General features: G+C 62.2%; 19 protein-coding genes. 15 read left to right on the forward strand and 4 right to left on the reverse strand.

All coding sequences use genetic code 11. The features are described 5' to 3' along the window. Nucleotides 1–230 precede the first annotated feature (230 nt). Together GN300_RS11180 and GN300_RS11185 are read left to right on the forward strand one after the other, a co-directional pair. Entirely contained in the window at nucleotides 231–878 is a 648-nt protein-coding gene (locus GN300_RS11180) for a GAF and ANTAR domain-containing protein (RefSeq protein WP_082845704.1), read from the forward strand. Nucleotides 879–936: 58 nt separating this feature from the next. Continuing rightward, on the forward strand, nucleotides 937–1,635 hold the full coding sequence (locus GN300_RS11185) for a hypothetical protein (RefSeq protein WP_063315321.1): 699 nt from the start codon (nucleotides 937–939) through the stop codon (nucleotides 1,633–1,635). A 194-nt stretch (nucleotides 1,636–1,829) separates the two neighbouring features. Here the strand turns inward: GN300_RS11185 and GN300_RS11190 are convergent, their stop codons facing one another. Next, on the reverse strand, nucleotides 1,830–2,030 hold the full coding sequence (locus GN300_RS11190) for a hypothetical protein (RefSeq protein ID WP_054781736.1): 201 nt from the start codon (nucleotides 2,028–2,030) through the stop codon (nucleotides 1,830–1,832). A 27-nt stretch (nucleotides 2,031–2,057) separates the two neighbouring features. After that, entirely contained in the window at nucleotides 2,058–2,402 is a 345-nt protein-coding gene (locus tag GN300_RS11195; protein WP_054781737.1) for a MerR family transcriptional regulator, read from the reverse strand. A 164-nt stretch (nucleotides 2,403–2,566) separates the two neighbouring features. On the opposite strand from GN300_RS11195, the gene GN300_RS11200 reads away from it, so the two are divergent. The 6 genes from GN300_RS11200 (at nucleotide 2,567) to GN300_RS11225 (ending at nucleotide 5,596) form a co-directional block, all read left to right on the forward strand. Next, nucleotides 2,567–3,025 (forward strand): Hsp20/alpha crystallin family protein, encoded by a 459-nt coding sequence (locus GN300_RS11200; protein WP_058036959.1) that lies wholly within the window; start codon nucleotides 2,567–2,569, stop codon nucleotides 3,023–3,025. Beyond that, nucleotides 3,022–3,408 carry a hypothetical protein gene (locus GN300_RS11205; RefSeq protein ID WP_058036960.1) on the forward strand — a complete coding sequence of 129 codons (387 nt, stop codon included), beginning with the start codon at nucleotides 3,022–3,024 and terminating at the stop codon, nucleotides 3,406–3,408. Before GN300_RS11200 ends, GN300_RS11205 begins: the two co-directional genes overlap by 4 nt. Before the next feature lie 320 nt (nucleotides 3,409–3,728). Then, nucleotides 3,729–3,992, forward strand: a complete 264-nt coding sequence (locus tag GN300_RS11210; RefSeq protein ID WP_054781739.1) for a hypothetical protein — start codon at nucleotides 3,729–3,731, stop codon at nucleotides 3,990–3,992. Nucleotides 3,993–4,052: 60 nt separating this feature from the next. Next, the gene (locus tag GN300_RS11215; protein ID WP_156423042.1) at nucleotides 4,053–4,217 is read left to right on the forward strand and encodes a hypothetical protein; all 165 of its coding nucleotides are present in this window, start codon (nucleotides 4,053–4,055) and stop codon (nucleotides 4,215–4,217) included. 263 nt (nucleotides 4,218–4,480) lie between these two features. After that, complete coding sequence (locus GN300_RS11220) at nucleotides 4,481–4,624, forward strand: hypothetical protein (RefSeq protein WP_197487705.1); 144 nt, start codon at nucleotides 4,481–4,483, stop codon at nucleotides 4,622–4,624. 732 nt (nucleotides 4,625–5,356) lie between these two features. Then, on the forward strand, nucleotides 5,357–5,596 hold the full coding sequence (locus GN300_RS11225) for a hypothetical protein (RefSeq protein WP_042445260.1): 240 nt from the start codon (nucleotides 5,357–5,359) through the stop codon (nucleotides 5,594–5,596). Between the two features lie 508 nt (nucleotides 5,597–6,104). Here the strand turns inward: GN300_RS11225 and GN300_RS11230 are convergent. Continuing rightward, complete coding sequence (locus tag GN300_RS11230) at nucleotides 6,105–6,728, reverse strand: DUF6328 family protein (RefSeq protein ID WP_223304630.1); 624 nt, start codon at nucleotides 6,726–6,728, stop codon at nucleotides 6,105–6,107. 415 nt (nucleotides 6,729–7,143) lie between these two features. On the opposite strand from GN300_RS11230, the gene GN300_RS11235 reads away from it, so the two are divergent. From GN300_RS11235 to GN300_RS11255, 5 genes are all read left to right on the forward strand, one after another. Further along, a complete protein-coding gene (locus tag GN300_RS11235; RefSeq protein ID WP_156888899.1) occupies nucleotides 7,144–7,311 on the forward strand; it encodes a hypothetical protein in 168 nt (55 codons plus the stop codon). Nucleotides 7,312–7,790: 479 nt separating this feature from the next. Continuing rightward, complete coding sequence (locus GN300_RS11240) at nucleotides 7,791–8,033, forward strand: hypothetical protein (RefSeq protein WP_054781540.1); 243 nt, start codon at nucleotides 7,791–7,793, stop codon at nucleotides 8,031–8,033. Nucleotides 8,034–8,880: 847 nt separating this feature from the next. After that, nucleotides 8,881–10,680, forward strand: a complete 1,800-nt coding sequence (locus tag GN300_RS11245; RefSeq protein ID WP_063315320.1) for an alkyl/aryl-sulfatase — start codon at nucleotides 8,881–8,883, stop codon at nucleotides 10,678–10,680. Nucleotides 10,681–11,467: 787 nt separating this feature from the next. Next, a complete protein-coding gene (locus tag GN300_RS11250; protein WP_054781538.1) occupies nucleotides 11,468–11,860 on the forward strand; it encodes a hypothetical protein in 393 nt (130 codons plus the stop codon). A gap of 421 nt (nucleotides 11,861–12,281) precedes the next feature. Further along, entirely contained in the window at nucleotides 12,282–12,659 is a 378-nt protein-coding gene (locus GN300_RS11255) for a DUF4192 family protein (RefSeq protein ID WP_063315319.1), read from the forward strand. Between the two features lie 154 nt (nucleotides 12,660–12,813). Here GN300_RS11255 and GN300_RS11260 read toward each other — a convergent pair whose 3' ends face one another. Then, on the reverse strand, nucleotides 12,814–14,253 hold the full coding sequence (locus GN300_RS11260) for an NAD(P)/FAD-dependent oxidoreductase (protein WP_063315318.1): 1,440 nt from the start codon (nucleotides 14,251–14,253) through the stop codon (nucleotides 12,814–12,816). A 556-nt stretch (nucleotides 14,254–14,809) separates the two neighbouring features. Between GN300_RS11260 and gltB the strand changes: the two genes are divergently transcribed. Beyond that, entirely contained in the window at nucleotides 14,810–19,408 is a 4,599-nt protein-coding gene (gltB, locus tag GN300_RS11265) for a glutamate synthase large subunit (protein WP_063315317.1), read from the forward strand. Then, nucleotides 19,401–20,852, forward strand: a complete 1,452-nt coding sequence (locus GN300_RS11270; RefSeq protein ID WP_003943594.1) for a glutamate synthase subunit beta — start codon at nucleotides 19,401–19,403, stop codon at nucleotides 20,850–20,852. The genes gltB and GN300_RS11270 overlap by 8 nt, the downstream gene beginning before the upstream one ends. The last annotated feature ends 85 nt before the right edge of the window (nucleotides 20,853–20,937 follow it).

A 20,937-nucleotide genomic window follows, 5' to 3' on the forward strand; every position in this document is an offset into this window, starting at 1 on the left:
ATGAAAAGTGGCACCGACGCGGCCGACTCGGCCGCGCGCCTGAGAAGTACCTCTATTCGGTAATCTCGACTTTACGCCGGATCGGAGTGACCAGGCGCCGTGTGTGCCCCGTGAAGGCGACTGAGGAGGTGCGTCCTGTGAATGCAGATCCGAGAGGAAGTCAGGACACACCCGAATTTCCCGACGAATCCGAAAGTGAGAGAGGGCGCCGCGCATCAGTCGAGTTGCCGATGACCGCGAAACTGTGTCGACAGTGTTTGAGGCTGGCGGAAGTTCAAGGGGCGGCGATCACAGTGCTCAGCAGCTCTTCGTCGAGGGAATTGATGTACGCGACGGACTCGGTGGCACAACATCTCGACGAACTACAGTTCACCGGCGGTGACGGTCCGTGCGTTGATGCATTCACAACTGAGCGACCGATGTTCTGCAACGACACTTCCAGTGATTCCGCCAATGACATCTGGCCGGGGTTTGCCAGCGAGGCAGACAAAGCCGGTGTCGGATCGGTGTTCGCCTTTCCGCTCAGGGGCGGAGGTGATGTCTTCGGTGTGCTCGAACTGTACCGTCTCGATCCCATTGGCCTCGACGACGAGCAGATCGAATTGGCGACTGCGAGTGCCGCTGCGATTTCGATGGCGATTCTTGCCGAACTTCCTGTCACCGGTGATCTGGATGCCGGGATGCTCGTCAATGCATTTCATCGACCCGAGGTGAACCAGGCAGTCGGGATGATCGCGATCCAACTTCGTGTCTCGGTCGAAGAGTCACTTTCTCGGCTTCGAGCCGCCGCGTACTCCTCGGGGAGGCCGATCTGGGAGATCGCCACAGATGTCGTGAATAGGCGGATCCGATTCACACACGGTGGTGAGGACGGATGACACCTGATTCGGAAAGATCGCGCAACGTGTCTGCAGTACTTGACGATGGGAGCCCAGGATGAACACCCCCGCAATACAATTGAGCATTGCCGAGGTGACTCATCTTCTCACCACCGACTTCGATTCCCTGCGTGTACTCGAGACGATCGTTGAGCGATCGAGACAGAATCTGAGCGGTGTGTGGTGCGCCCTCGTCGTGCGAAACGGGGAGCAAGGTTATCTCGATGTGTTGGTGGAGTCGGCAAATGCCGAGTTCGTTCCCGACCGGACTCTTGCCATATCGGGTCCGGCTGCGCTGAGCGCTGAGAGCGGAGCGGTTGTGATGGTCGACAGCTTCAAAGACGTGGGGGAGCGGTGGCGGAAATTCGGTCGCTCAGGACTCGAACAAGGACTGGGCGGGTGCCGCTGCTTTCCGATGAGGTTGGGTCGGACATCGCTCGGATCACTCGTGGTCTTCACTCACGATTCGTGGCACAGCGCTGAGCGTAGTAATGCATACGGGCAGTCGATGGCAGATTTGGCCGCTCTGACTCTGTCCACGGACAGTCGTCAGGATCGTCATTCGCAGGTGGTGACGGCGGTCAAGAAGCTGATCGCGGTCCGCGGCGACGTGGAACAGGCAGTCGGCATGATCGCCGAACTCGACGGTATTTCGATCGAACTCGCAACTGCACGGTTGGCGGAGAACGCGCGGCGACGAGGGATCAGCGCCGGGGCGTACTCGTCGTTGGTGTTGGCGAACCCGGATGCCCGGTGAGGCAGAGCCTCCTGCGTGGTACGAGCATGAAGTGATCCTTACCGGGAGGTTTTCGTATCGTATGCACTCTCGGATCCGGTCGTGCAGTCGTTCCCGAAAGAGCTGTTAGACAACGTATTCGGATACAGAGATGCCTCGGGTCGGCAGGGCGGTCGTTGCCCGGTTGGTGTAGTGCACCAGGCGGACAGGGAATTTCAGCGTTCGTCGTCGAGCGGGGCGGGTGTCGATTGTTCGAGCAGATCTCCCTCGGGCGTCGGCCATGGGGTGTCGAGTTCAGTGGTGAGGGCTTCGAGGTCGACGGCATCCACTGCATTCGGGTCGGCTGGGATGGTTTGTTCGAGGTAGTCGGTGTCGGGTGTCGCGTCGAGGGCTGAGCGAATGCGGTTGTCTTCCATGGCGGTGGTCCTTTCTCTGTCGGGCGATCACGGACGTTTCTCTGTGTCGTGTGTGTTTTTCCGGCGTAGGTGGGCGTTGTCTGCGCGTAGCCGGGTGTTGTCGCGGCGTAGTAGGGCGGTGCTGTCTTCGAGTTCGAGGACTCGTTTGATGCCGACGAGGTTGATGCCGTCGGCGATGAGTTCTGTGATGCGGCCCAGACGGGTGAGGTCCTCGTCGTTGTAGCGGCGGGTACCGCCGCGGGTGCGGGCGGGGGTGATCAGGCCGTACTGTTCGTAGAGTCGCAGTGTGCCGGCGGTGAATCCGGAGAGCTCCGATGTCACCGAGATCGCGTACAGGCCAGGGGGTTCGGCGATAGCGGGGTTGCGCGCCATGATGGTCCTCCCATCAAAGAAATTTCGATATCTGCGGGAAAGCTCTTGATTCGATGTGTGTTTGATGATATACCAAATCTACAGCATCTACTGTAGAAGTTCGGTGGATGCGGTGGTGGTAGTCAGTGAACGGTTCCAGTGACTTTTCCTGGAGGTGACCGAAAATGTTGATGCGCACCGATCCTTTCCGTGACCTTGACCGCCTGACCCGACAGCTGTTGGGTACTGCGTCGCAGCCGGCGGTGATGCCGATGGATGCATGGCAGGAAGGTGAGCAGTTCGTCGTCGAGTTCGATCTTCCCGGCATGGACCCGGATTCACTCGACCTCGATGTGGACCGCAATGTGTTGACGGTGCACGCCGAGCGGCCGGTTCGCGCCAGCGAGGCGGAGATGATTGCGGCTGAGCGCCCGCGCGGGGTATTCAGTCGTCAACTGTTCCTGGGCGAGAACCTCGACACCGACAATATCGAGGCCGGCTACGACGCGGGCGTACTGAGGTTGACGATCCCGCTCGCGGAGCGGGCCAAGCCCCGCAAGATCGAGATCAGCAGCGCCGGGAACAGCAACGGGAGCAGCAAGGAGGTGGGCCACAAGCAGGAGAGCAAGCAGCTCGATGCGTGAACAGCACGCCGGAACAGTCCGCAGTCCACAACAGCAGGTTTCGAGAGGGTGCAGCGACAATGACTGGGGTCGATGACGTCGAGATCGACCGCATCGCCGAGGATGAGCGTGAAGTAGCCGGCAGGGGTCGGCGCGGCGACTCGGAGTGGGAGAGGCTGGGTATCCGCCTCTGGCACGAACTGGAATATGCTGCCGTGGTGGAGGATTCGGATCGGATTCTCGCCGATGCGCTCACTCCGGCGGCGTGGGTGTTGCTCACCCGGATTGCCGGCTGCACCCTCGACCCCGGCTTGGTGGCCCCGCCGATCATGATGTCCCGGTATACGTATCGGGTTCCGGTGATGCGGCCTCGGGCGACCCAACGCTCCCCTCCACAGGGTTAGGGGCGTGGGCGGGCTTCTCGTTGCCCGGCCCTCGACGGCGCAGCGGGGGACCCTCGGGTGTGAGGACTTGCGGGCAGGGTCCGCGGGTTCTTGCGCGGTGGTTGCCGAGACGCTCACACACTGTGACGTCTTTTGCGAGTACCGAGCAGCAGCGGGTACAGGCCTTGGACGGTAGAAAGTGCGAGAAGTGTGACCGGATCGGCAATCACCTTTTCCGGCGCGCAGCGTGAACGCATACCGTGCAGAGTTTCGTCCGAACACAATGTCTACGAGTTATTTTCGGTCTACCAGCTTCTTTCGACAGACGGCGAGGTTGCGTGATGGAACGGTACAGGTTCACGTTCGCGGACGGATCGACCGCCGAGGAGTTCTTCGATTCGGACAACGAGGCGATCGTGGCGGCGACGGCGGCCAACGGCGGTAGTAGTGGGGGATTGCATGTCCAGCGCTACGACCACCTCGGGGCGTTGTTGCCCACGAAACTGCCTCCCGGCGGGCACCGCGGCACATGGTGCCCGAAGATCGGCATGCCGAGCCCGGCGCTGGTGGCGGAGTCGACGGTCGATCCGACGTCGAAGCTGTGAAGGGTTTACAGGACCGTAGGCGGGGTAACAGGTGGTCAGAGGACATGAAGGAGTACTCGCATGGATGTCGATGACCTCGATGTGGTGGTGTGGCCGGAATCCGAGGAACGTGAAGCGTGGTGGCGTCAGGTCGTCACAGGGGGCAGCGCGGGTGCCGCGACGTCGACGATGACACCGAATCGGAGTATCGAGGACGCCTCTTCTCGGATTCTGCACGCTGCGTAGATTCGTCGAGAGCGCAATCCCACCCGCCATGGGCGGTGGCGTGTGTCCGCCGGTGGGGGTCGATAGTTCCCCGTCTGGAATCTATCGACGCCGTTGGCGGAGTGCAGTTGTGCGTCCTTCCCGTCGGCAAGGGCGTGCAGGGTCCGTCTGGTCGTTACTGACGAACGATCAGACGGACCTACCCGGCTCATGTCGTGTGGTCTGACGCCGTTCGGCCGAACCGCTTCTAATCTTCAATCCTCAATGTGTGAAGGACCTTTCAGATGAACGTTCAGACTTCGAGATCGAACTCGTGGCCGACTGTGCACAGCGGTTCGATGAGTACTGCCGAGATCAAGGCTCGTATCGAGTCGATGTACGCCGACCGAGGCGCTCTCGTTCCGAAAGGCACCGGAACAAAGTCCTGAGTATCGGCTGGGACCGAGTTGGGAGCGGCAGTAGGTCGATCCGTGGCCGAGCCCCGGGAGTTCGCGGGTCAGGGTGCGGTGGGGAAACCGTAGCGGCGGCGCATGTGGGCGACGTCGTCGTCGGTGCACGCGGTGGCGGCGATCCATCGGCAGGCCTGCTGAGAGTCGGCGTGCGTCCCGGGCTCGGCTCTCACCGGCGATGCCGAGGTAGGGGCAGTGTTCTGCGGGTGCTGCGTACGAGGATGTTATCCAATCGCAGCTGCTGATTATCCGCGAGGCGAATTTTGTCGTAGAGCACAGTGTGCGGAGTTCCGGTCAGCGAGGTGTGACCGGTTGCGGGCGACCTTTTCGGGGGTTTCGCTGGGTGTGGGCGATTCGCCGGCTGCTGGTGACGGCAGCCGACGAATCGGGCGTATCCCGTTGGCTCGCGTCGTGTGGGATGCGCGCGGGCCGTTACCGGTTGGTGCTTGCCGGGAAGGGCCCTGTTCGGCGACTCGTTGCCTGGGCAGCGTTCCGCCGTCAGGGCGGATTACCCGGCAAGGCGGATGGTGAAACCGGTGCAGCGTCAGGACTGATGCGCGTACACGTCAGTTCTGTCGGCGGCCGCGGATTCTCCCGGGAGTGGGGGGCGGTGTTCGTTGACGATTGCCGATGCGCCGCGTGGACGTCGTCTGTGCGGGGTATGGCCATGGACAGGGGAAAGTCGGCGGGAATAGAGAAGGAGAGAGGGCCATGAGTGGGCTGGAATCCGGTGCGGCGACGGGTACACGGGACAAGGACTACAACTTGATCTGGTTCGTCGAAGCGTCGTTGAGTAATGCGTTGCGTATGCAGACCTACATCGACGATGCCGAGCGTGACGGGGACGGCGAAGTGGCCGATCTGTTCCGTAAAGCCCAGAGCGAGAGCCCCAAGGGTGCGGAGATCGGGAAGAAGTTGCTTCTCGACAGGCTCGCCCAGACTGCCGTATGAGTCTGGTTCACCGTGCGTTGGGACTGACTGACCCCACACGGTTGCCAGAGGGGAGATCGTGATGATCAATGTTGCAGTGCTGGTGATCGTGTTGTGTATAGGGTTGGCTGTCGTTGCGCGCCTGGACTTCCGGGAGCGCTGATCGGCTGGGTGTGGCGGATCCGAACTTCCGGTATGCGGTGGTGACGGTCGGGTCTTCGGGGGATGCAGCATCGCACTCGACTCGCAGCCGAACAACCTTTCGCCGGTTGAGGGATGCCTGTCGCAGCGTTCGGGGATAGGAGGCGCGGCGGTGCGTCGCCCGTTTCGGTGCGGTTGGCGACACCAAAAAGTGTTGGAGTGCGGTTTGTTCGGGTCAGGTGTCCACCGTCGTGAGTGACAGAGTGCGGGTGAGGGCCTGTGTGCGACTCACCGAACCGTTCGCCGCGTGGGGTAGTTACCGAGGGGCCGGCGGGCTGAAACATCGGCGGTGGTGTATTCGGATGCGTGATGCGTCAGCATCCGCGGTCTAATGGTGGTTGCGTGGGTGCTGTGGTTCGTCGGGTTGTTTCTCGGGGCGGCCGAGATGCAGTTGGTGTGCGAAGAGAAGTGGGTAGCAGCACCACAATGTGATTGCCAGAAGTACGGCGCAGCCGCCGGCGATCAGGCCTGTGCTTTTGTTGACGACTACATCGAAAGTCAGGGTGAGAACGCCAGTCAGTGCGCCGCCGAGTAGGAGAAGGCCGGTGACGGCGAATCGTTGACCCTGCTCGACGAGGACGGGGAGGGCGTGACGCCTGAAGAGTAGGCGGTGCATGGCGACAGGTGATACGAGCACGATCGTCGCTGCCGTAGACATTGCCAGCGTGATCAGATACAAGTCCTTCTCGAAAGCTTGTAGATCCGAGAAGCGTTGTTGGAAGGGCAATGTCAGGAGGAAGCCGGTGAGGATCTGCATGCCGGTCTGGACTACCCGGAGCTCTTGGAGGATGTGGGACCAGTTGCGGTCGAGACGTTGGGTGGGTGTCTCGTGGCGGACGCGATAGTTCCATTCTGAATCGGCGCGTGGCGGTGCAGTGGCCTCGGGACGCGGTTCGGGGCGTGGGCGTTGCGGCCGGGCTCCGTCGCCGGTTGGTGCGTGTCCGGTGCTCATCTGGGTGAGCTACCCGCTCAGTGCGTGCGGAAAACAGGCTTCCCCGTGCCACGCGCAGGGCTGGGCACCTGCCACGTGAAGGGTAGGCAGTGATTCCTGTGGTGAGTTGTTCGTTGGGATCGTCGTGTGGTTGAGGTAGCGGGTTTTCGCAAGCTGCCCGTATGGGGGCGTTGCTCTGGTAGTCCTATGGGAGAGCCCCCAGGTGATGGGTGTGCGCAGAGCCGAAGGAAGTCATCATGACGCTGCCTTCGCAGGACCCAATTCGTATGGTCCAGACCCGCATCAGCCTTACGGGCAATCGCCTCAACAGCCCTACGGTTCAGCAGCCAATGTGCCCGACTCCCTGACTTGATTACGGGATCACCGACCTGGGGTACGCCGATACGAAACAACGAGTTCGGGAGGCGCTCAACGGATGAAGGATGTCAGAAAGGCGATGACGGAGACAGAGTTGGTCGAGGAGCTGCATCGACTCGAGAATCTCACGAAACGAAACCGATGTGAGCAGATCCGGCTAGAGATCGTGCACGACGAATTGGTCGGTCGCCAGACCGACTATCGCCGAATGGCCAACAACCATTAGTACGGAGTTCGATAATCCGAAAGTACTAGCGCACAGACTATTTCATTTGTCGGCGGCGTACAGCTTTGCCTGATTACCCGAAAGGATTCAGGCAATGCATACCGATTGTGCGGTTTATAATGGAAGGTGCGGGGCGGATAACTGGCCGCGCATCGAAAGAGGGTCATCTGAGTTGTGTGCTCAACGCAGATGGCGTTTCACTGCCCCGGCTCTGATGTGCAGAGCCGGGGTTACGGTTGCGGCACTGTCGAGCCGCCACAGCTGACCGTCCCTGCCGAGTGGTCCGTTCGGGGGCAGATCTGTTGCAGCTCGACAGAATCCCAGCCGTATCGTTCACCGATAACTTATATTATGTCATTCTATATATGAAAGTCGATGCACTGCAATGAAATACATCCACGGTGAACGTAAATCGTCAGTATCGAGTGTTGGCGCTACCAGAGTGAGAGCGGACGTCCCGCAGCCTCGGCCGCAGCGATATGCTCTTCGATGACATCGCTTCTTACGTGCTGTTCGATCCCGGTACGGATCGCGGTGGCGATGGCGCGAGTGCGACCCGCGGGTCCTCGAACGTCGGCGAGTGGGCTCGCGATGTTGCGTCGTCCTCGCTGACCCCAGGGAAGAAACGGCAGGCGACCAAAATGAAGGGCGACGGCGTATCCATGACCGAGATCGCCGAAGTGCTGAACACCGCCCGCAGTACTCTGTGCCGAAACCTGTAGCGGGAAACAACAGTCACGTTGCAATCGATCGGGCTACGACAATCGCCACCGCGATCCGCTCGGTGCCATCCCAAACCTGATACAAGCCAAACCCGGATATCGGACTTTCAAGCGCGAAGTCGCGTGAGCAATCAGTCGCTGCTCCTCTTCCGCATCCATACCCAAATCCTTCTCCGTCCAGGACAGAACCTCAATGGATCAGCGGTCACGAGCTACTGAGGCGGGGTTTGCGTAACGACGGAATTGGCTATCATTTCTTTGCTGCGGCGATTCTGAGTGGTCAGTTCAGTCGCGCACGGCCTGCCTTCCGGCTGTCGACTCGCCGGGGGTGGGCCCTTCCTCTGTACATCGAAATCGGACCCTGATCTCACCCTGAGGGCGGGGTCACCTTCGTTCGTTTGGTGGATTTCTGTCCAATTTGCGAGTTTGCCTGATGCTTGCCGAATACGTTCGATGAGTCGGATTCGATCGAGGGGTCGGAACCGACATGTAGTTGGTCATTCGTGTTGTGTGCTCAGCACGGGTGGCGTTCGATGGGAACCGGTCACAACTTGGCCAGGCCGGGTCCCCAACCTAGCGCCGGTCTGACCTGATCCCAGCCGTTGTATGGGGCACTGAGGATCCAGCCCTCGGTGGCGTACGGGTTCATCCACTTCGGGTGATGTCCGCTGGCGGTGTTGTCGCGACGATGGGGCGAAGAGTTCGCATTCTGAAGGTAAGGGATGGAGTCGGCCTGTGATTCATTCGTGCACATTGCCAATCTTGAACTCCGACCTGCGTTCTTGAATTCCGGCCTACGTTTTGTGTTCTCGATTCGGAACCGCCGACCGTCTCTTGAGGAGTCCTGATGCCCGCTGATTTCGCCGACCGCACCGATTTCGACAATGCCGGCCGTGGACTGGTTGCAACCCTCGAGCCCGCGCAGGTTCGCGCCGGCGACGGTCGGATTGTGTACGACGCAGCAGGATTCGCCCAGGCGACATCAGGAGATTGTCCTGACACAGTGAACCCCAGCTTGTGGCGTCAAGCGCAGCTGACTGCGATCCACGGATTATTCGAGGTCACCGGCGGCATTTACCAGATCCGCGGTTACGACCTGTCCAACATGACTCTCGTGGAGGGCGACACCGGCGTGATCGTGATCGATCCGCTCGTCTCCGCCGAATGCGCATCGGCCGGTCTGGCACTGTATCGAGAGCACCGTGGCGACCGCCCGGTCACCGCAGTCATCTATACCCATTCACACATAGACCACTTCGGTGGGGTGCTCGGCGTTGTCGATGCTGACACGACGGTGCCGATCATCGCTCCTGAACATTTCCTCGAACACGCGGTCTCCGAGAACGTCTATGCGGGCGGAGCGATGTTGCGGCGCGGGATGTTCCACACCGGCATCGTGCTTCCGGTAGGGGCGGACGGAACACTGGGCGCGGGCCTGGGGCCCAGTACGTCGACTGGAACCGTCGGACTCCTTGCACCGACCTTGGACATCACGCACACCGGCCAGGAAGAAACATTCGACGGCGTGCGCATGATTTTCCAAGTCACTCCCGGTACCGAGGCTCCCTCGGAAATGAACTTCTTTTTCCCCGACCACCGTGCATTGTGCCTGGCGGAGAACGCAACTCACAATTTGCATAACCTCCTGACGTTGCGTGGTGCGGAGGTGCGCGACGCCCGTAACTGGTCGCGCTACCTTGCCGAGGCAATCGAGATGTTCGGCTACGATTCAGACGTCGCCTTCGCCTCGCATCATTGGCCTACCTGGGGCACCGACAATCTGATCGGATACTTGACCGAGCAGCGTGATCTCTACGCCTACCTCCACGATCAGACGTTGCGCCAGCTCAATCAAGGTCTCGTCGGCAGCGAGATCGCCGAAGACTTCGAAATGCCGCCGGCCCTCGACGCGGCGTGGCACACCCATGGGTACTACGGATCAGTCAGCCACAATGTGAAAGCGATCTACCAGCGCTACCTCGGGTGGTACGACGGCAACCCCGCGCACCTCTGGCAGCACCCGCCGGAAGGAGCCGGTGCACGCTACGTCCGCGCGATCGGAGGCATCGAGGCGGCCGTCGCGCGGGCCCGCGAGTTCGCCGATGAAGGGGACTTACGCTTTGCCGCTGAGCTGGCAAGCCACGCGGTGTTCGCCGATCCGGGCCATGCCGGCGCGAAAGCGGTTCTGGCCGAAGCGTTGACACGTCTTGGTTACGGTTCCGAGTGCGCAACGTGGCGAAACAACTATCTCGTCGGGGCCAGCGAAGTCGATGGTCCGCCGCACCCCGCTGAAGTCAGCGCCGCCGGGATGGCGTCCGCGCTCACCATCACCCAAGTCTTCGACAGTGTTGCCATCCGGATCAACGGTCCGAAGGCGTGGGACACGACAGCGACGATCCGCTGGCACTTCACCGACGTCGACCAGTCGTATCGAATGGAGCTTTCGAATGGCGTACTGATCCATTACCCCACGGGGCGGTCCGATCCGGCTGATCTCGTAGTGACACTGACGAAGTCGCAGCTGCTCGGTCTGCTGTCCGGCTCTGGTAGCGACGGTATCGCGATGGACGGGGACGCTACGACGATCAGCAGAATTGTTGCCCTGACCGACCGACCAGATCCTGCATTCCCGATCGTCACGCCATAACGCACGAACATTACGAGCCGGATTTCTTTTGGCGAATACGCCAACCACCCCGCTTACTATCTCGCCTACCGAACTGCTTTGGGCGCGCCGCGAAGTACGGGCCCCGAATCGGCGTGGCTCGCGAGAGCTATCGCAGGAACGTGGTGCTAGCGGCGTGCATCAGCCATGCCCTCGCCACCGAAATCACAGCGACACCTGCTGGCGGCGGTCAGCGCATCCGTGGGCGTCGATTCTGCGGGTCGCTCGATGTCCACAACAGTTCCGATTGCGGGCAACGGCTTAGCCGAAGTAACTTTCGGTGACTAGACGGCTCCCGAATGGGTAGACATCAGTACGGGGATAACGCAACACCATGTCCAGCTCGGCGCTAGTGCGGCATTCGAGGCCCAAAGGAAGGCAAAATAGCCACTCCAGCCGTCGAATTAGCATTCGAAAACCCGGCGTAGATGACGCTCTGGCGCCAAATGAGCAGGGGCATAGCGACTGTCGATCACGGTCTTCATCCGCGCCGTCGCGAGGATTTCTATTTTGAGGTGAGAGTTGACGGCATGCATCAAAATCGTCCGGCGCGTTTCGACGGCGTGTTTGCGCTGTCAGCGGGAAGCCTCTCCGGTGTGGTTGTCGGCGCCATGAGTAGCAGCCTTTGGGAGGGGATCTCCACCGGTTCCGCGATTGCCGCAGCCTTTGTACTGGCACGCCTGCTCATACGGAGTTTACCCTGGCCATCGTTGACAGCGGGGGCGTAATCTTCGACCGTTCATCGGTACCGTTTGTCGGATTGGGAGGGATGCAAGCCGAAATCGGGTGGCTCACCCTCGCGCACGAAGTGACCGCCCGCGAAGCTGTCGCCCATGCTCGCCGTCGCGACCCGCCGCGCCTAGGACGCCGGACAGATCGCACCCTCACGGGTGAATCGGGTTTACGGCCGAGTCGAGCGCGCCGCCGCACTGCACGGAATCCGATTCCGATGGTGAACGCGCCGAGGGCAGAGACGATGGTGGATCCGCAGATGTTCACCGGATGCGTTCTCGCGGGATGCCCGAATATCGTGGCCGAGGACGGAGAAATCTGCTCGCAGTGCCGCCGCATCTTCGGCGACATGATCAGGCCCGTATCCGAGCGAGAGTGCACCGAGACCACCGAACCCCACGGCCCGCCGCGACCGGAGCGCAGTTGTTGACCCGACGCAATCAACGGTGCTGGTTGTGCGAGCAACGCCGCACCTGTACCCGGGTCGGTGGGCAGTGGGAGTGCTGCGACTGCACGCGGCCGGTGGAAAGGTGACGCCTGCCCGGCGGCCGGCCACCTTCGGTGTCCCCCGACATGAACTCCGCTGCGCTCCGTTCTGTGAAAAGCATTGATTTGTTTTCACTTCTGGCCTTCCGATTCTCGTCGGCGGTGACCTGCGCGCAACCCCTGGCGGCGCAAGCGCCGGCCGATGGCTCCGAGAAATTTTTGTCACTCGCACGCTCCCGCCAAAATTTTCTCGGCCCAGGGGTGGCACTCCGGCCCCCTCATGCCGACGCGATTCTCCTTTGCCAGAAGGCGAAAAAAATTGGCGGGGCACGAGGCCTGGTCACTGTCACAGCAAGGGGAACGACATGCAGAACATCCGTTTGAGGACCGCCACCGACGTTTTGGCCGCAATCCCGGCATTGCTCGGATTCGTCCCCGTCAATTCCGTCGTGATGATCGCTCTCACCGGATCACCGGCCACCGTCGCGTTCGTTGCGCGCACCGATGTCGTCGGCGCCGATGCGGCAGTTGACTACAGCACTGCACTCGAGCAAGCCGCAGCCACGTCGGTTATCTGGGTTGTCGTCGGCGCCGGTCCGGTGGCAGCCGCCGGACTCGATCAGATCGAGGCAGCTCAGCGCGAGCTCGACAGCAGGGGAATCCGCAGCGTCCGCACCCTTTTCTCGGAGTCTCTTGAGGTCGGAGCGAGGCGGTTCGACACCAACGGCGAGGTGCCTGATTAGCAATGCATGTCCTGCGTCTCATGCCATTAGTTGCCCTTTCGTGGGTTCGCTTCGGCCATGGGCCGGGCATCTTCGTTTCGTCCGTGTTGGCTGACTGGGTTAGGTGACCATTCAGAAGTCGTTTGTCCGAAATGTCGTCCCCATCGGGGACGCTTCAACCCCGAGCTTTCAGCGCCGCCCGCGCCGCATTGAACCCACCCATCCCGTGGACCCCGCCGCCCGGCGGAGTCGCGGACGAGCAGAGGTACACGCCCGGAACCCCGGTGGCATAGGGGTCGAGCCCGAACCGGGGGCGCGCGATGATCTGCCGCGCAGTGTTCGCCCCCGCGGAGATGTCGCCGCCCACATAGTTGGGGTTGTACGCCTGCATCTGCGGCACATTGCGCACGTGGACGCCCACGATCCGGTCCCGGAACCCCGGCGCAAACCGCTCGATCTGACGCGTGACTACATCGGTCGCGTCGCCCGGATAGCCATGCGGCACATGCGCATACGCCCACACGGGATGGATGTCTCCGACGGAACGGGAAGGGTCGGCCAAGAACTGCTGGCCCAACAGAATGAAGGGCTTGTCCGGCATCTGACCCCGAACGGTCTGACGTTCGACAGCAGCAGTTTGCGAAATCGTCCCGGACAGGTGCAGGGTGCCGGCCTTGCGGGCATGCGGATTCGTCCACGGCACGACGCTTCCGTCGGAGTCACCGCGCACGGCGTAGTCGACCTTGTAGGCGGCGGTGCCGTAGCGGAATTTGCGGTAGGCCCGGGCAATGCGATCAGGCTGCCGGCCGTCGAGCAGGCGCCCGGCCGCATCGGGTGCGATGTCGAGCATGACGATGTCGTAGTCGGCGATCTGGGAGTAGTTGGTGACCCAGTTCCCGGTTTCGATGGTGCCACCGAGGCTGCGCAGAATCGAGGCGAGCGCGGCTGCAATTGACCCCGAACCACCTTGTGCCACAGGCCAACCGTGAGCATGGGCTCCAGCAGTGAGCATCGAGCCGACAGCGCTGGACAGGGGAAGGGTGAGCGTCCCGAACATGTGCGCCGCGACGCCACCGAAGAGCGCCCGCGCTTGTGGCGTCTTGAACATCCGCGCGAAACCCGTCGCGGGAAGCAGAGCGCCCGTCCCGAAACGCGCGAGCATCAGCGGGTGCTTCGGAACGTGCACGATCGGCTTGAAGACGTCCTGCACCAACTCGTCGAAGTTCTCGGAGAGGTATCCGAAGACGTCGAGCCACCTCTTACCGTCGACACCCAGTCCCTCAGCGGTCCGGTTGATGTCGCGCCACAGAACCCCGGCGGTGCCGTCGTCGAGTGGATGGACCAGTTGGATCTCGGGCCACAGCCACGTCAGGCCGTGCTTGGCGAGCCCGAATTCGCGGTCGAGTTCCTTGAAGTAGGGAGACGCCAAAGCTGTGGGATGGAAGGCGGAGCAATCGTCGTGGACGAGTCCGTCGACTATGTATTCGCTACTGCGGGTGCCACCGCCGATCTTGTCCGCACCCTCGATGACATGGACGTCGATTCCTGCGCGGGCGAGTTCGATCGCCGCCGCGAGACCGTTGGGGCCACTGCCCACCACTACTGCTGTTGTCATTTGCGCTTCGCCACCCGTCTTCTCAGGTGTGAGCCTACGGAAATTACAGCGATGGCATTCTGCGAGCAAACAATTCAGGCCTAGACCTTGGTTGATCGATCAACTTTTGTTACAGTTCGAGGCGCACTGGCCGCAGCTGATTCTTATCGCTGCGGCCAGTTGTTGCATTCATCGCCCATCGCGCCTGTTTCCTGCGGATTCGGTATCCTGTGAATCGGAACTTCTCTGCACAGACGCAGCTCCGAAATCTGTCGAGGGGCCTTCTGGCTCCCTGCATCGCCGCAGTTCAGAGCAATTATAGGGCTACCTTAGTTGCGCCCGTGCCGGGGTTCTGAATTATCGTTTTCGTTACACGGTTGACTCACAAAAGTTTCAACCGACCGAAGACTCACGTCGCCGGGTGCCAGAACGCACACCATCGCGTCTGCGCAGGGCGGCTACTTCGGTGGTACCGAACACATCGTCGTGTCGGTGCTTTGAAGGACTTGCATTGCAAGTTGATGGCCATCAGCGCTGCTGGTCGTCGGTGCATCTTTATGGCATACGAAGGCTGGGTATGAAGCAACTTCCAGGCCCCCAGGGCCTCTATCACCCGTCCAATGAGCACGACTCCTGTGGAGTCGCATTTGTTGTCGACATGCATGGTCGCCGCAGCAGGGACATCGTCGAAAAGGCGATCACCGCTCTGGTCAACCTCGAGCATCGCGGCGCTGCCGGATCAGAACCCAACACGGGTGACGGTGCGGGCATTCTGCTGCAGGTTCCCGACAAGTTCTTCCGAGCTGTCGTGGACTTCGCGCTGCCCGCCGAAGGCGCGTACGCAACCGGTATCGCATTCCTCCCGCAGGGCGACGCCGATGCACACGAGGCTGCTGCTGCAGTCGAGAAGATCGTCGTCGAAGAGGGCCTGAAGGTTCTCGGTTGGCGCGAGGTCGGAACCGACGACTCCTCGCTGGGCGCACTGGCGCGCGACGCGATGCCGACGTTCCGTCAGATCTTCATCGGCTCCGAGGGTGACAAGTGCACCGGCATGGATCTCGAGCGTCGTGCATACGTGGTGCGTAAGCGCACCGAGCACGAACTCGGCTCCGAAGGCGCCGGCAAGGGTGGCCCGGGTAGCGAGACCGTGTACTTCCCCAGCCTGTCCGGCCAGACGTTCGTCTACAAGGGCATGCTCACCACCCCGCAGCTCAAGGGTTTCTACCTCGATCTGCAGGACGATCGTGTCGAGAGCGCACTCGGCCTGGTCCACTCGCGCTTCTCCACCAACAGGTTCCCGTCGTGGCCGCTGGCGCACCCGTTCCGCCGGGTCGCTCACAACGGTGAGATCAACACCGTCACCGGTAACGAGAACTGGATGCGCGCTCGCGAGTCCCTCATCGACAGCGACGTCTTCGGTGGCCGCGAGAACCTGGACAAGATCTTCCCGATTTGCACCCAGGGCGCCAGTGACACCGCTCGTTTCGACGAGGTGCTCGAGATGCTGCACCTCGCCGGCCGCAGCCTGCCGCACGCAGTTCTCATGATGATCCCGGAAGCCTGGGAGAAGCACGAGAGCATGGACCCCGCTCGTCGGGCGTTCTACGAGTACCACTCGGCTCTCATGGAGCCCTGGGACGGACCGGCGTCGGTGTGCTTCACCGACGGCACCGTCATCGGCGCCGTGCTGGACCGCAACGGTCTGCGTCCGTCGCGTCTGTGGATCACCGAAGACGGCCTCGTCGTCATGGCGTCGGAGGTCGGCGTCCTGCCGATCGATCCGTCCACCGTGGTCCGCAAGGTCCGCCTCCAGCCCGGCCGCATGTTCCTCGTGGACACCGCGCAGGGCCGGGTCATCAGCGACGAGGAACTGAAGAACGAACTGGCTGCCGAGCACCCGTACCAGCAGTGGATCGACGAAGGTCTGATCCACATGGACGACCTGCCGGACCGTCCGTACACGTACATGTCGCACGAGCGCGTCGTGCTGCGTCAGCAGCTCTTCGGTTTCACCAACGAAGAGGTCAACCTGCTGGTCAAGCCGATGGCTCTCTCCGGTGCCGAGGCACTGGGCTCGATGGGTACCGACACTCCGATCGCCGTGCTCTCGTCACGCCCCCGGATGCTGTTCGACTACTTCTCGCAGCTCTTCGCTCAGGTCACCAACCCGCCTCTCGACGCGATCCGTGAAGAGGTCGTCACCAGCCTCGGCGCGACCATCGGCCCCGAGGGTGACCTGCTGCACCCGAATGCGGACTCCTGCAAGCAGATTGCGCTCCCGCAGCCGATCCTGCACAACGACGACCTGTCGAAGCTCGTTCACGTCAACGACGACGGCGAATTCCCGGGCTTCCGCAGCGTCGTGATCCGCGGCCTGTACCCCGTCAAGGAAGGCGGCGACGGTATCCGTCGTGCGCTCGAGGGCATCAAGTACCAGGTCTCGCAGGCAATCGAGGGTGGCGCGCGCATCGTCGTGCTCTCGGACCGTGAGTCCACCGAGGACTACGCACCGATCCCGTCGCTGCTCCTCACCTCGGCTGTGCACCACCACCTGGTTCGTGAGAAGTCGCGCACCAAGGTCGGCCTCATCGTCGAGGCCGGCGACGCCCGCGAGGTGCACCACATGGCGCTCCTCATCGGCTTCGGTGCCGCAGCGGTCAACCCGTACATGGCTTTCGAGACCATCGACGAGTTCCTGCAGAACGGCGAGCTCGAGGGTCTGACCCTCGAGAAGGGCATCGCGAACTACATCAAGGCAGCCGGCAAGGGTGTCCTGAAGGTGATGTCCAAGATGGGCATCTCGACGCTCGCGTCGTACACCGGTGCTCAGCTGTTCCAGGTCATCGGCCTCTCGCAGGAGCTGACGGACGAGTACTTCACCGGTCTGCAGTCGCAGCTCGGTGGCATCGGCCTCGACCAGATCGCAGCCGACGTCCAGGCACGTCACGCCGTCGCATACCTCGATCGCCCCGAAGAGCGCGCTCACCGCGAGCTCGAGGTCGGCGGCGAGTACCAGTGGCGTCGTGAAGGCGAGTACCACCTGTTCAACCCGGACACGGTCTTCAAGCTCCAGCACGCAACTCGCACAGGTCAGTACGAGGTGTTCAAGGAGTACACGACCATGGTCAACGACCAGTCGGAGCGCCTTGCCGCTCTGCGTGGTCTGTTCGACTTCAACATCGGCAAGCGGCCGTCGATCTCGATCGACGAGGTCGAGCCCGCCAGCGAGATCGTCAAGCGTTTCTCGACGGGTGCGATGAGCTACGGCTCCATCTCCGCCGAGGCTCACGAGACTCTCGCCATCGCGATGAACCGTCTGGGCGCCCGCTCCAATTCCGGTGAGGGCGGCGAACATCCGTCGCGCTTCACGCCGGACGAGAACGGCGATCTGCGTCGCAGTGCCATCAAGCAGGTCGCGTCGGGACGCTTCGGTGTCACCTCGCACTACCTGAGCAACTGCACCGACATCCAGATCAAGATGGCGCAGGGAGCCAAGCCCGGTGAGGGCGGCCAGCTTCCGGCTCACAAGGTGTACCCGTGGGTGGCCGAAGTTCGGCACTCCACACCTGGCGTCGGCCTGATTTCGCCGCCGCCGCACCACGACATCTACTCGATCGAGGATCTCGCTCAGCTGATCCACGACCTGAAGAACGCCAACCCGCAGGCCCGCATCCACGTGAAGCTGGTCTCCGAGGTCGGCGTCGGAACCGTCGCGGCCGGTGTCTCCAAGGCACATGCCGACGTCGTTCTGATCTCCGGTCACGATGGTGGCACCGGCGCCACCCCGCTGACCTCCGTCAAGCACGCGGGCGCACCGTGGGAGCTCGGCCTCGCCGAGACCCAGCAGACGTTGCTGCTCAACGGTCTCCGTGACCGCATCGTCGTGCAGGTCGACGGCCAGCTCAAGACGGGTCGCGACGTCGTCGTCGCTGCCCTGCTCGGCGGCGAGGAGTTCGGTTTCGCCACCGCACCGCTGGTGGTCTCGGGCTGCATCATGATGCGCGTCTGCCACCTCGACACCTGCCCCGTCGGTGTCGCGACGCAGAACCCGTTGTTGCGTCAGCGTTTCAGCGGCAAGCCGGAATTCGTCGAGAACTTCTTCATGTTCATCGCCGAAGAGGTTCGCGAGCTTCTCGCGGAACTCGGTTTCCGCACGCTGCTCGAAGCCGTCGGCCAGGTCGACATGCTGGACACCACGCGCGCTCTCGATCACTGGAAGGGAAGCAAGGCAGGCAATCTCGATCTGTCGCCGATCCTCACCCAGGTCGAGTCCGCGTTCATGGACCAGGACGTCCACTGCACCGGCACGCAGGATCACGGTCTCGACAAGGCACTCGATCAGCAGTTGATCGTCTCGGCCCGCAACGCACTCGACAAGGGTGAGGCGGTCTCCTTCGAGTCCGCGATCACCAACGTCAACCGCACGGTCGGCACCATGCTCGGCCACGAGGTCACCAAGGCGTTCGGTGGAGAGGGCTTGCCCGATGGCACCATCGACATCACGTTCACCGGTTCCGCCGGTAACAGCTTCGGTGCTTTCGTGCCCAGCGGTATGACCCTGCGCCTGCACGGCGACGCCAACGACTTCGTCGGCAAGGGCCTCTCGGGTGGACGCATCGTCGTACGCCCGCCGCTCGATGCAGCGGAAGGCTTTGTCGCCGAGGACAACATCATCGGTGGCAACGTCATCCTGTTCGGCGCCACCAGCGGCGAGGCTCTGCTTCGCGGTGTCGTCGGCGAACGCTTCGCAGTCCGTAACTCCGGCGCCACTGCCGTCGTCGAGGGTGTGGGCGATCATGGTTGCGAGTACATGACGGGTGGAAAGGTGGTCATCCTCGGAGCCACCGGACGTAACTTCGGCGCCGGCATGTCCGGTGGCGTCGCGTACATCTACAACCCCGACAAGGCATTCGAGAAGAACCTCAACACCGAACTGGTGGATCTCGAGGATCTTTCGGGCGACGACTTCACCTGGTTGAAGGGCGCCATCGAACGTCATCGCGACGAAACCGGCTCCGAGGTTGCCACGCGCATCCTCGCTGACTGGTCGCAGCAGGTGGGTCACTTCGCAAAGGTGATGCCCCGCGACTACAAGAAGGTTCTTTTGGCCATCGCGGCCGCAGAGAAGGATGGCAAGAACGTGGACGAGGCAGTTATGGAGGCAGCTCGTGGGTGATCCAAGCGGCTTCCTGAAGCACACGTCGCGCGAACTTCCGGTTCGCCGGCCGGTGCCGTTGCGCCTGCTCGACTGGAAAGAGGTCTACGAGGAGTTCCCGAAGGAAACCCTCAAGACCCAGGCCAGCCGTTGCATGGACTGCGGAATTCCTTTCTGCCACAACGGTTGCCCTCTCGGAAACTTGATTCCCGAGTGGAACGACCTGGTCTACAAGGACCACTGGCACGACGCCATCGAGCGTCTGCACGCGACCAACAACTTCCCGGAGTTCACCGGTCGTCTGTGCCCCGCACCCTGTGAGGCGTCCTGTGTCCTGGGCATCAACCAGGATCCGGTCACCATCAAGCAGGTCGAGGTCGAGATCATCGACAAGGCCTTCGACGAAGGGTGGGTCAAGCCGGTTCGCGCCGCGCACGCCACCAACAAGAAGGTTGCGGTTGTCGGCAGTGGTCCGGCCGGTCTGGCTGCAGCGCAGCAGCTGACCCGCGCCGGTCACGCAGTGACGGTCTTCGAGCGGGCAGACCGCATCGGCGGCCTGCTGCGCTACGGCATCCCCGAGTTCAAGATGGAGAAGCGGCACATCGACCGCCGTCTCGAGCAGATGGAAGCCGAAGGCACCGTCTTCAAGACCAACGTCAATGTCGGCGTGGACATCACCGCGGACGAGCTGCGTGAGCAGTTCGACGCAGTGGTTCTGGCCGGCGGCGCCACGGCAGCTCGCGATCTTCCGATCCCGGGCCGCGAACTGGACGGCATCCACCAGGCGATGGAGTTCTTGCCGATCGCCAACCGCGTGCAGTTGGGTGACCTCGACGCTCCCACCATCACCGCTGAGGGCAAGAAGGTTGTCATCATCGGCGGCGGCGACACCGGAGCGGACTGCCTCGGCACCTCGCACCGTCAGGGTGCGGCCAGCGTCCACCAGTTCGAGATCATGCCGCGTCCGCCGGAGACTCGCGCCGAGCAGACTCCGTGGCCGACGTACCCGCTCATGTTCCGCGTGGCTTCGGCTCACGAGGAGGGCGGCGAGCGTCTGTTCTCCGTCAACACCGAGAACTTCGTCGGTGAAAACGGCAAGGTCACCGGTCTCAAGGCTCACGAGGTCGAGATGAAGTCGGGTCGCTTCGAGAAGGTCGAGGGCTCGGACTTCGAGCTCGAAGCCGATCTCGTGCTCCTGGCCATGGGCTTCGTCGGTCCCGAGAAGCCGGGTCTGCTCACCGATCTCGGTGTCGACTTGAACGAGCGTGGCAACGTCGCCCGCACGTCGAAGTGGAACACCAACGTCGACGGCGTGTTCGTGGCCGGCGACATGGGCCGCGGTCAGTCCCTGATCGTCTGGGCCATCGCCGAGGGACGTTCCGCAGCAGCCGCTGTGGACACCTACCTCGAGGGTGTCACGGCCCTTCCGTCACCGATCCACCCGACAGCGGCTCCGCAGCGCTAGAGGCTCTTACTAAGCCGCACCCCACCGCATTCGGTGGGGTGCGGCTTTGTTTGTGCAAGTAATTCGCGCGATCTGTAACAAACCT

The sequence above is a fragment of the Rhodococcus sp. Ni2 genome (assembly GCF_021352185.1).
Lineage (GTDB): Bacteria > Actinomycetota > Actinomycetes > Mycobacteriales > Mycobacteriaceae > Rhodococcus_F > Rhodococcus_F qingshengii.

Excerpts from the sequence above, each read along its gene's own strand:
- GN300_RS11195 (WP_054781737.1), bottom strand. The coding sequence starts at position 2,402 with ATGGCGCGCAACCCCGCTATCGCCGAACCCCCTGGCCTGTACGCGATC.
- GN300_RS11245 (WP_063315320.1), top strand. The coding sequence starts at position 8,881 with ATGCCCGCTGATTTCGCCGACCGCACCGATTTCGACAATGCCGGCCGT.
- GN300_RS11225 (WP_042445260.1), top strand. The coding sequence starts at position 5,357 with ATGAGTGGGCTGGAATCCGGTGCGGCGACGGGTACACGGGACAAGGAC.
- GN300_RS11250 (WP_054781538.1), top strand. The coding sequence starts at position 11,468 with ATGCAAGCCGAAATCGGGTGGCTCACCCTCGCGCACGAAGTGACCGCC.
- GN300_RS11180 (WP_082845704.1), top strand. The coding sequence starts at position 231 with ATGACCGCGAAACTGTGTCGACAGTGTTTGAGGCTGGCGGAAGTTCAA.
- GN300_RS11235 (WP_156888899.1), top strand. The coding sequence starts at position 7,144 with ATGAAGGATGTCAGAAAGGCGATGACGGAGACAGAGTTGGTCGAGGAG.
- GN300_RS11215 (WP_156423042.1), top strand. The coding sequence starts at position 4,053 with ATGGATGTCGATGACCTCGATGTGGTGGTGTGGCCGGAATCCGAGGAA.
- GN300_RS11260 (WP_063315318.1), bottom strand. The coding sequence starts at position 14,253 with ATGACAACAGCAGTAGTGGTGGGCAGTGGCCCCAACGGTCTCGCGGCG.
- GN300_RS11230 (WP_223304630.1), bottom strand. The coding sequence starts at position 6,728 with ATGAGCACCGGACACGCACCAACCGGCGACGGAGCCCGGCCGCAACGC.
- GN300_RS11210 (WP_054781739.1), top strand. The coding sequence starts at position 3,729 with ATGGAACGGTACAGGTTCACGTTCGCGGACGGATCGACCGCCGAGGAG.
- GN300_RS11255 (WP_063315319.1), top strand. The coding sequence starts at position 12,282 with ATGCAGAACATCCGTTTGAGGACCGCCACCGACGTTTTGGCCGCAATC.
- GN300_RS11220 (WP_197487705.1), top strand. The coding sequence starts at position 4,481 with ATGAACGTTCAGACTTCGAGATCGAACTCGTGGCCGACTGTGCACAGC.
- GN300_RS11185 (WP_063315321.1), top strand. The coding sequence starts at position 937 with ATGAACACCCCCGCAATACAATTGAGCATTGCCGAGGTGACTCATCTT.
- GN300_RS11200 (WP_058036959.1), top strand. The coding sequence starts at position 2,567 with ATGTTGATGCGCACCGATCCTTTCCGTGACCTTGACCGCCTGACCCGA.
- GN300_RS11190 (WP_054781736.1), bottom strand. The coding sequence starts at position 2,030 with ATGGAAGACAACCGCATTCGCTCAGCCCTCGACGCGACACCCGACACC.
- gltB (WP_063315317.1), top strand. The coding sequence starts at position 14,810 with ATGAAGCAACTTCCAGGCCCCCAGGGCCTCTATCACCCGTCCAATGAG.
- GN300_RS11240 (WP_054781540.1), top strand. The coding sequence starts at position 7,791 with ATGCTCTTCGATGACATCGCTTCTTACGTGCTGTTCGATCCCGGTACG.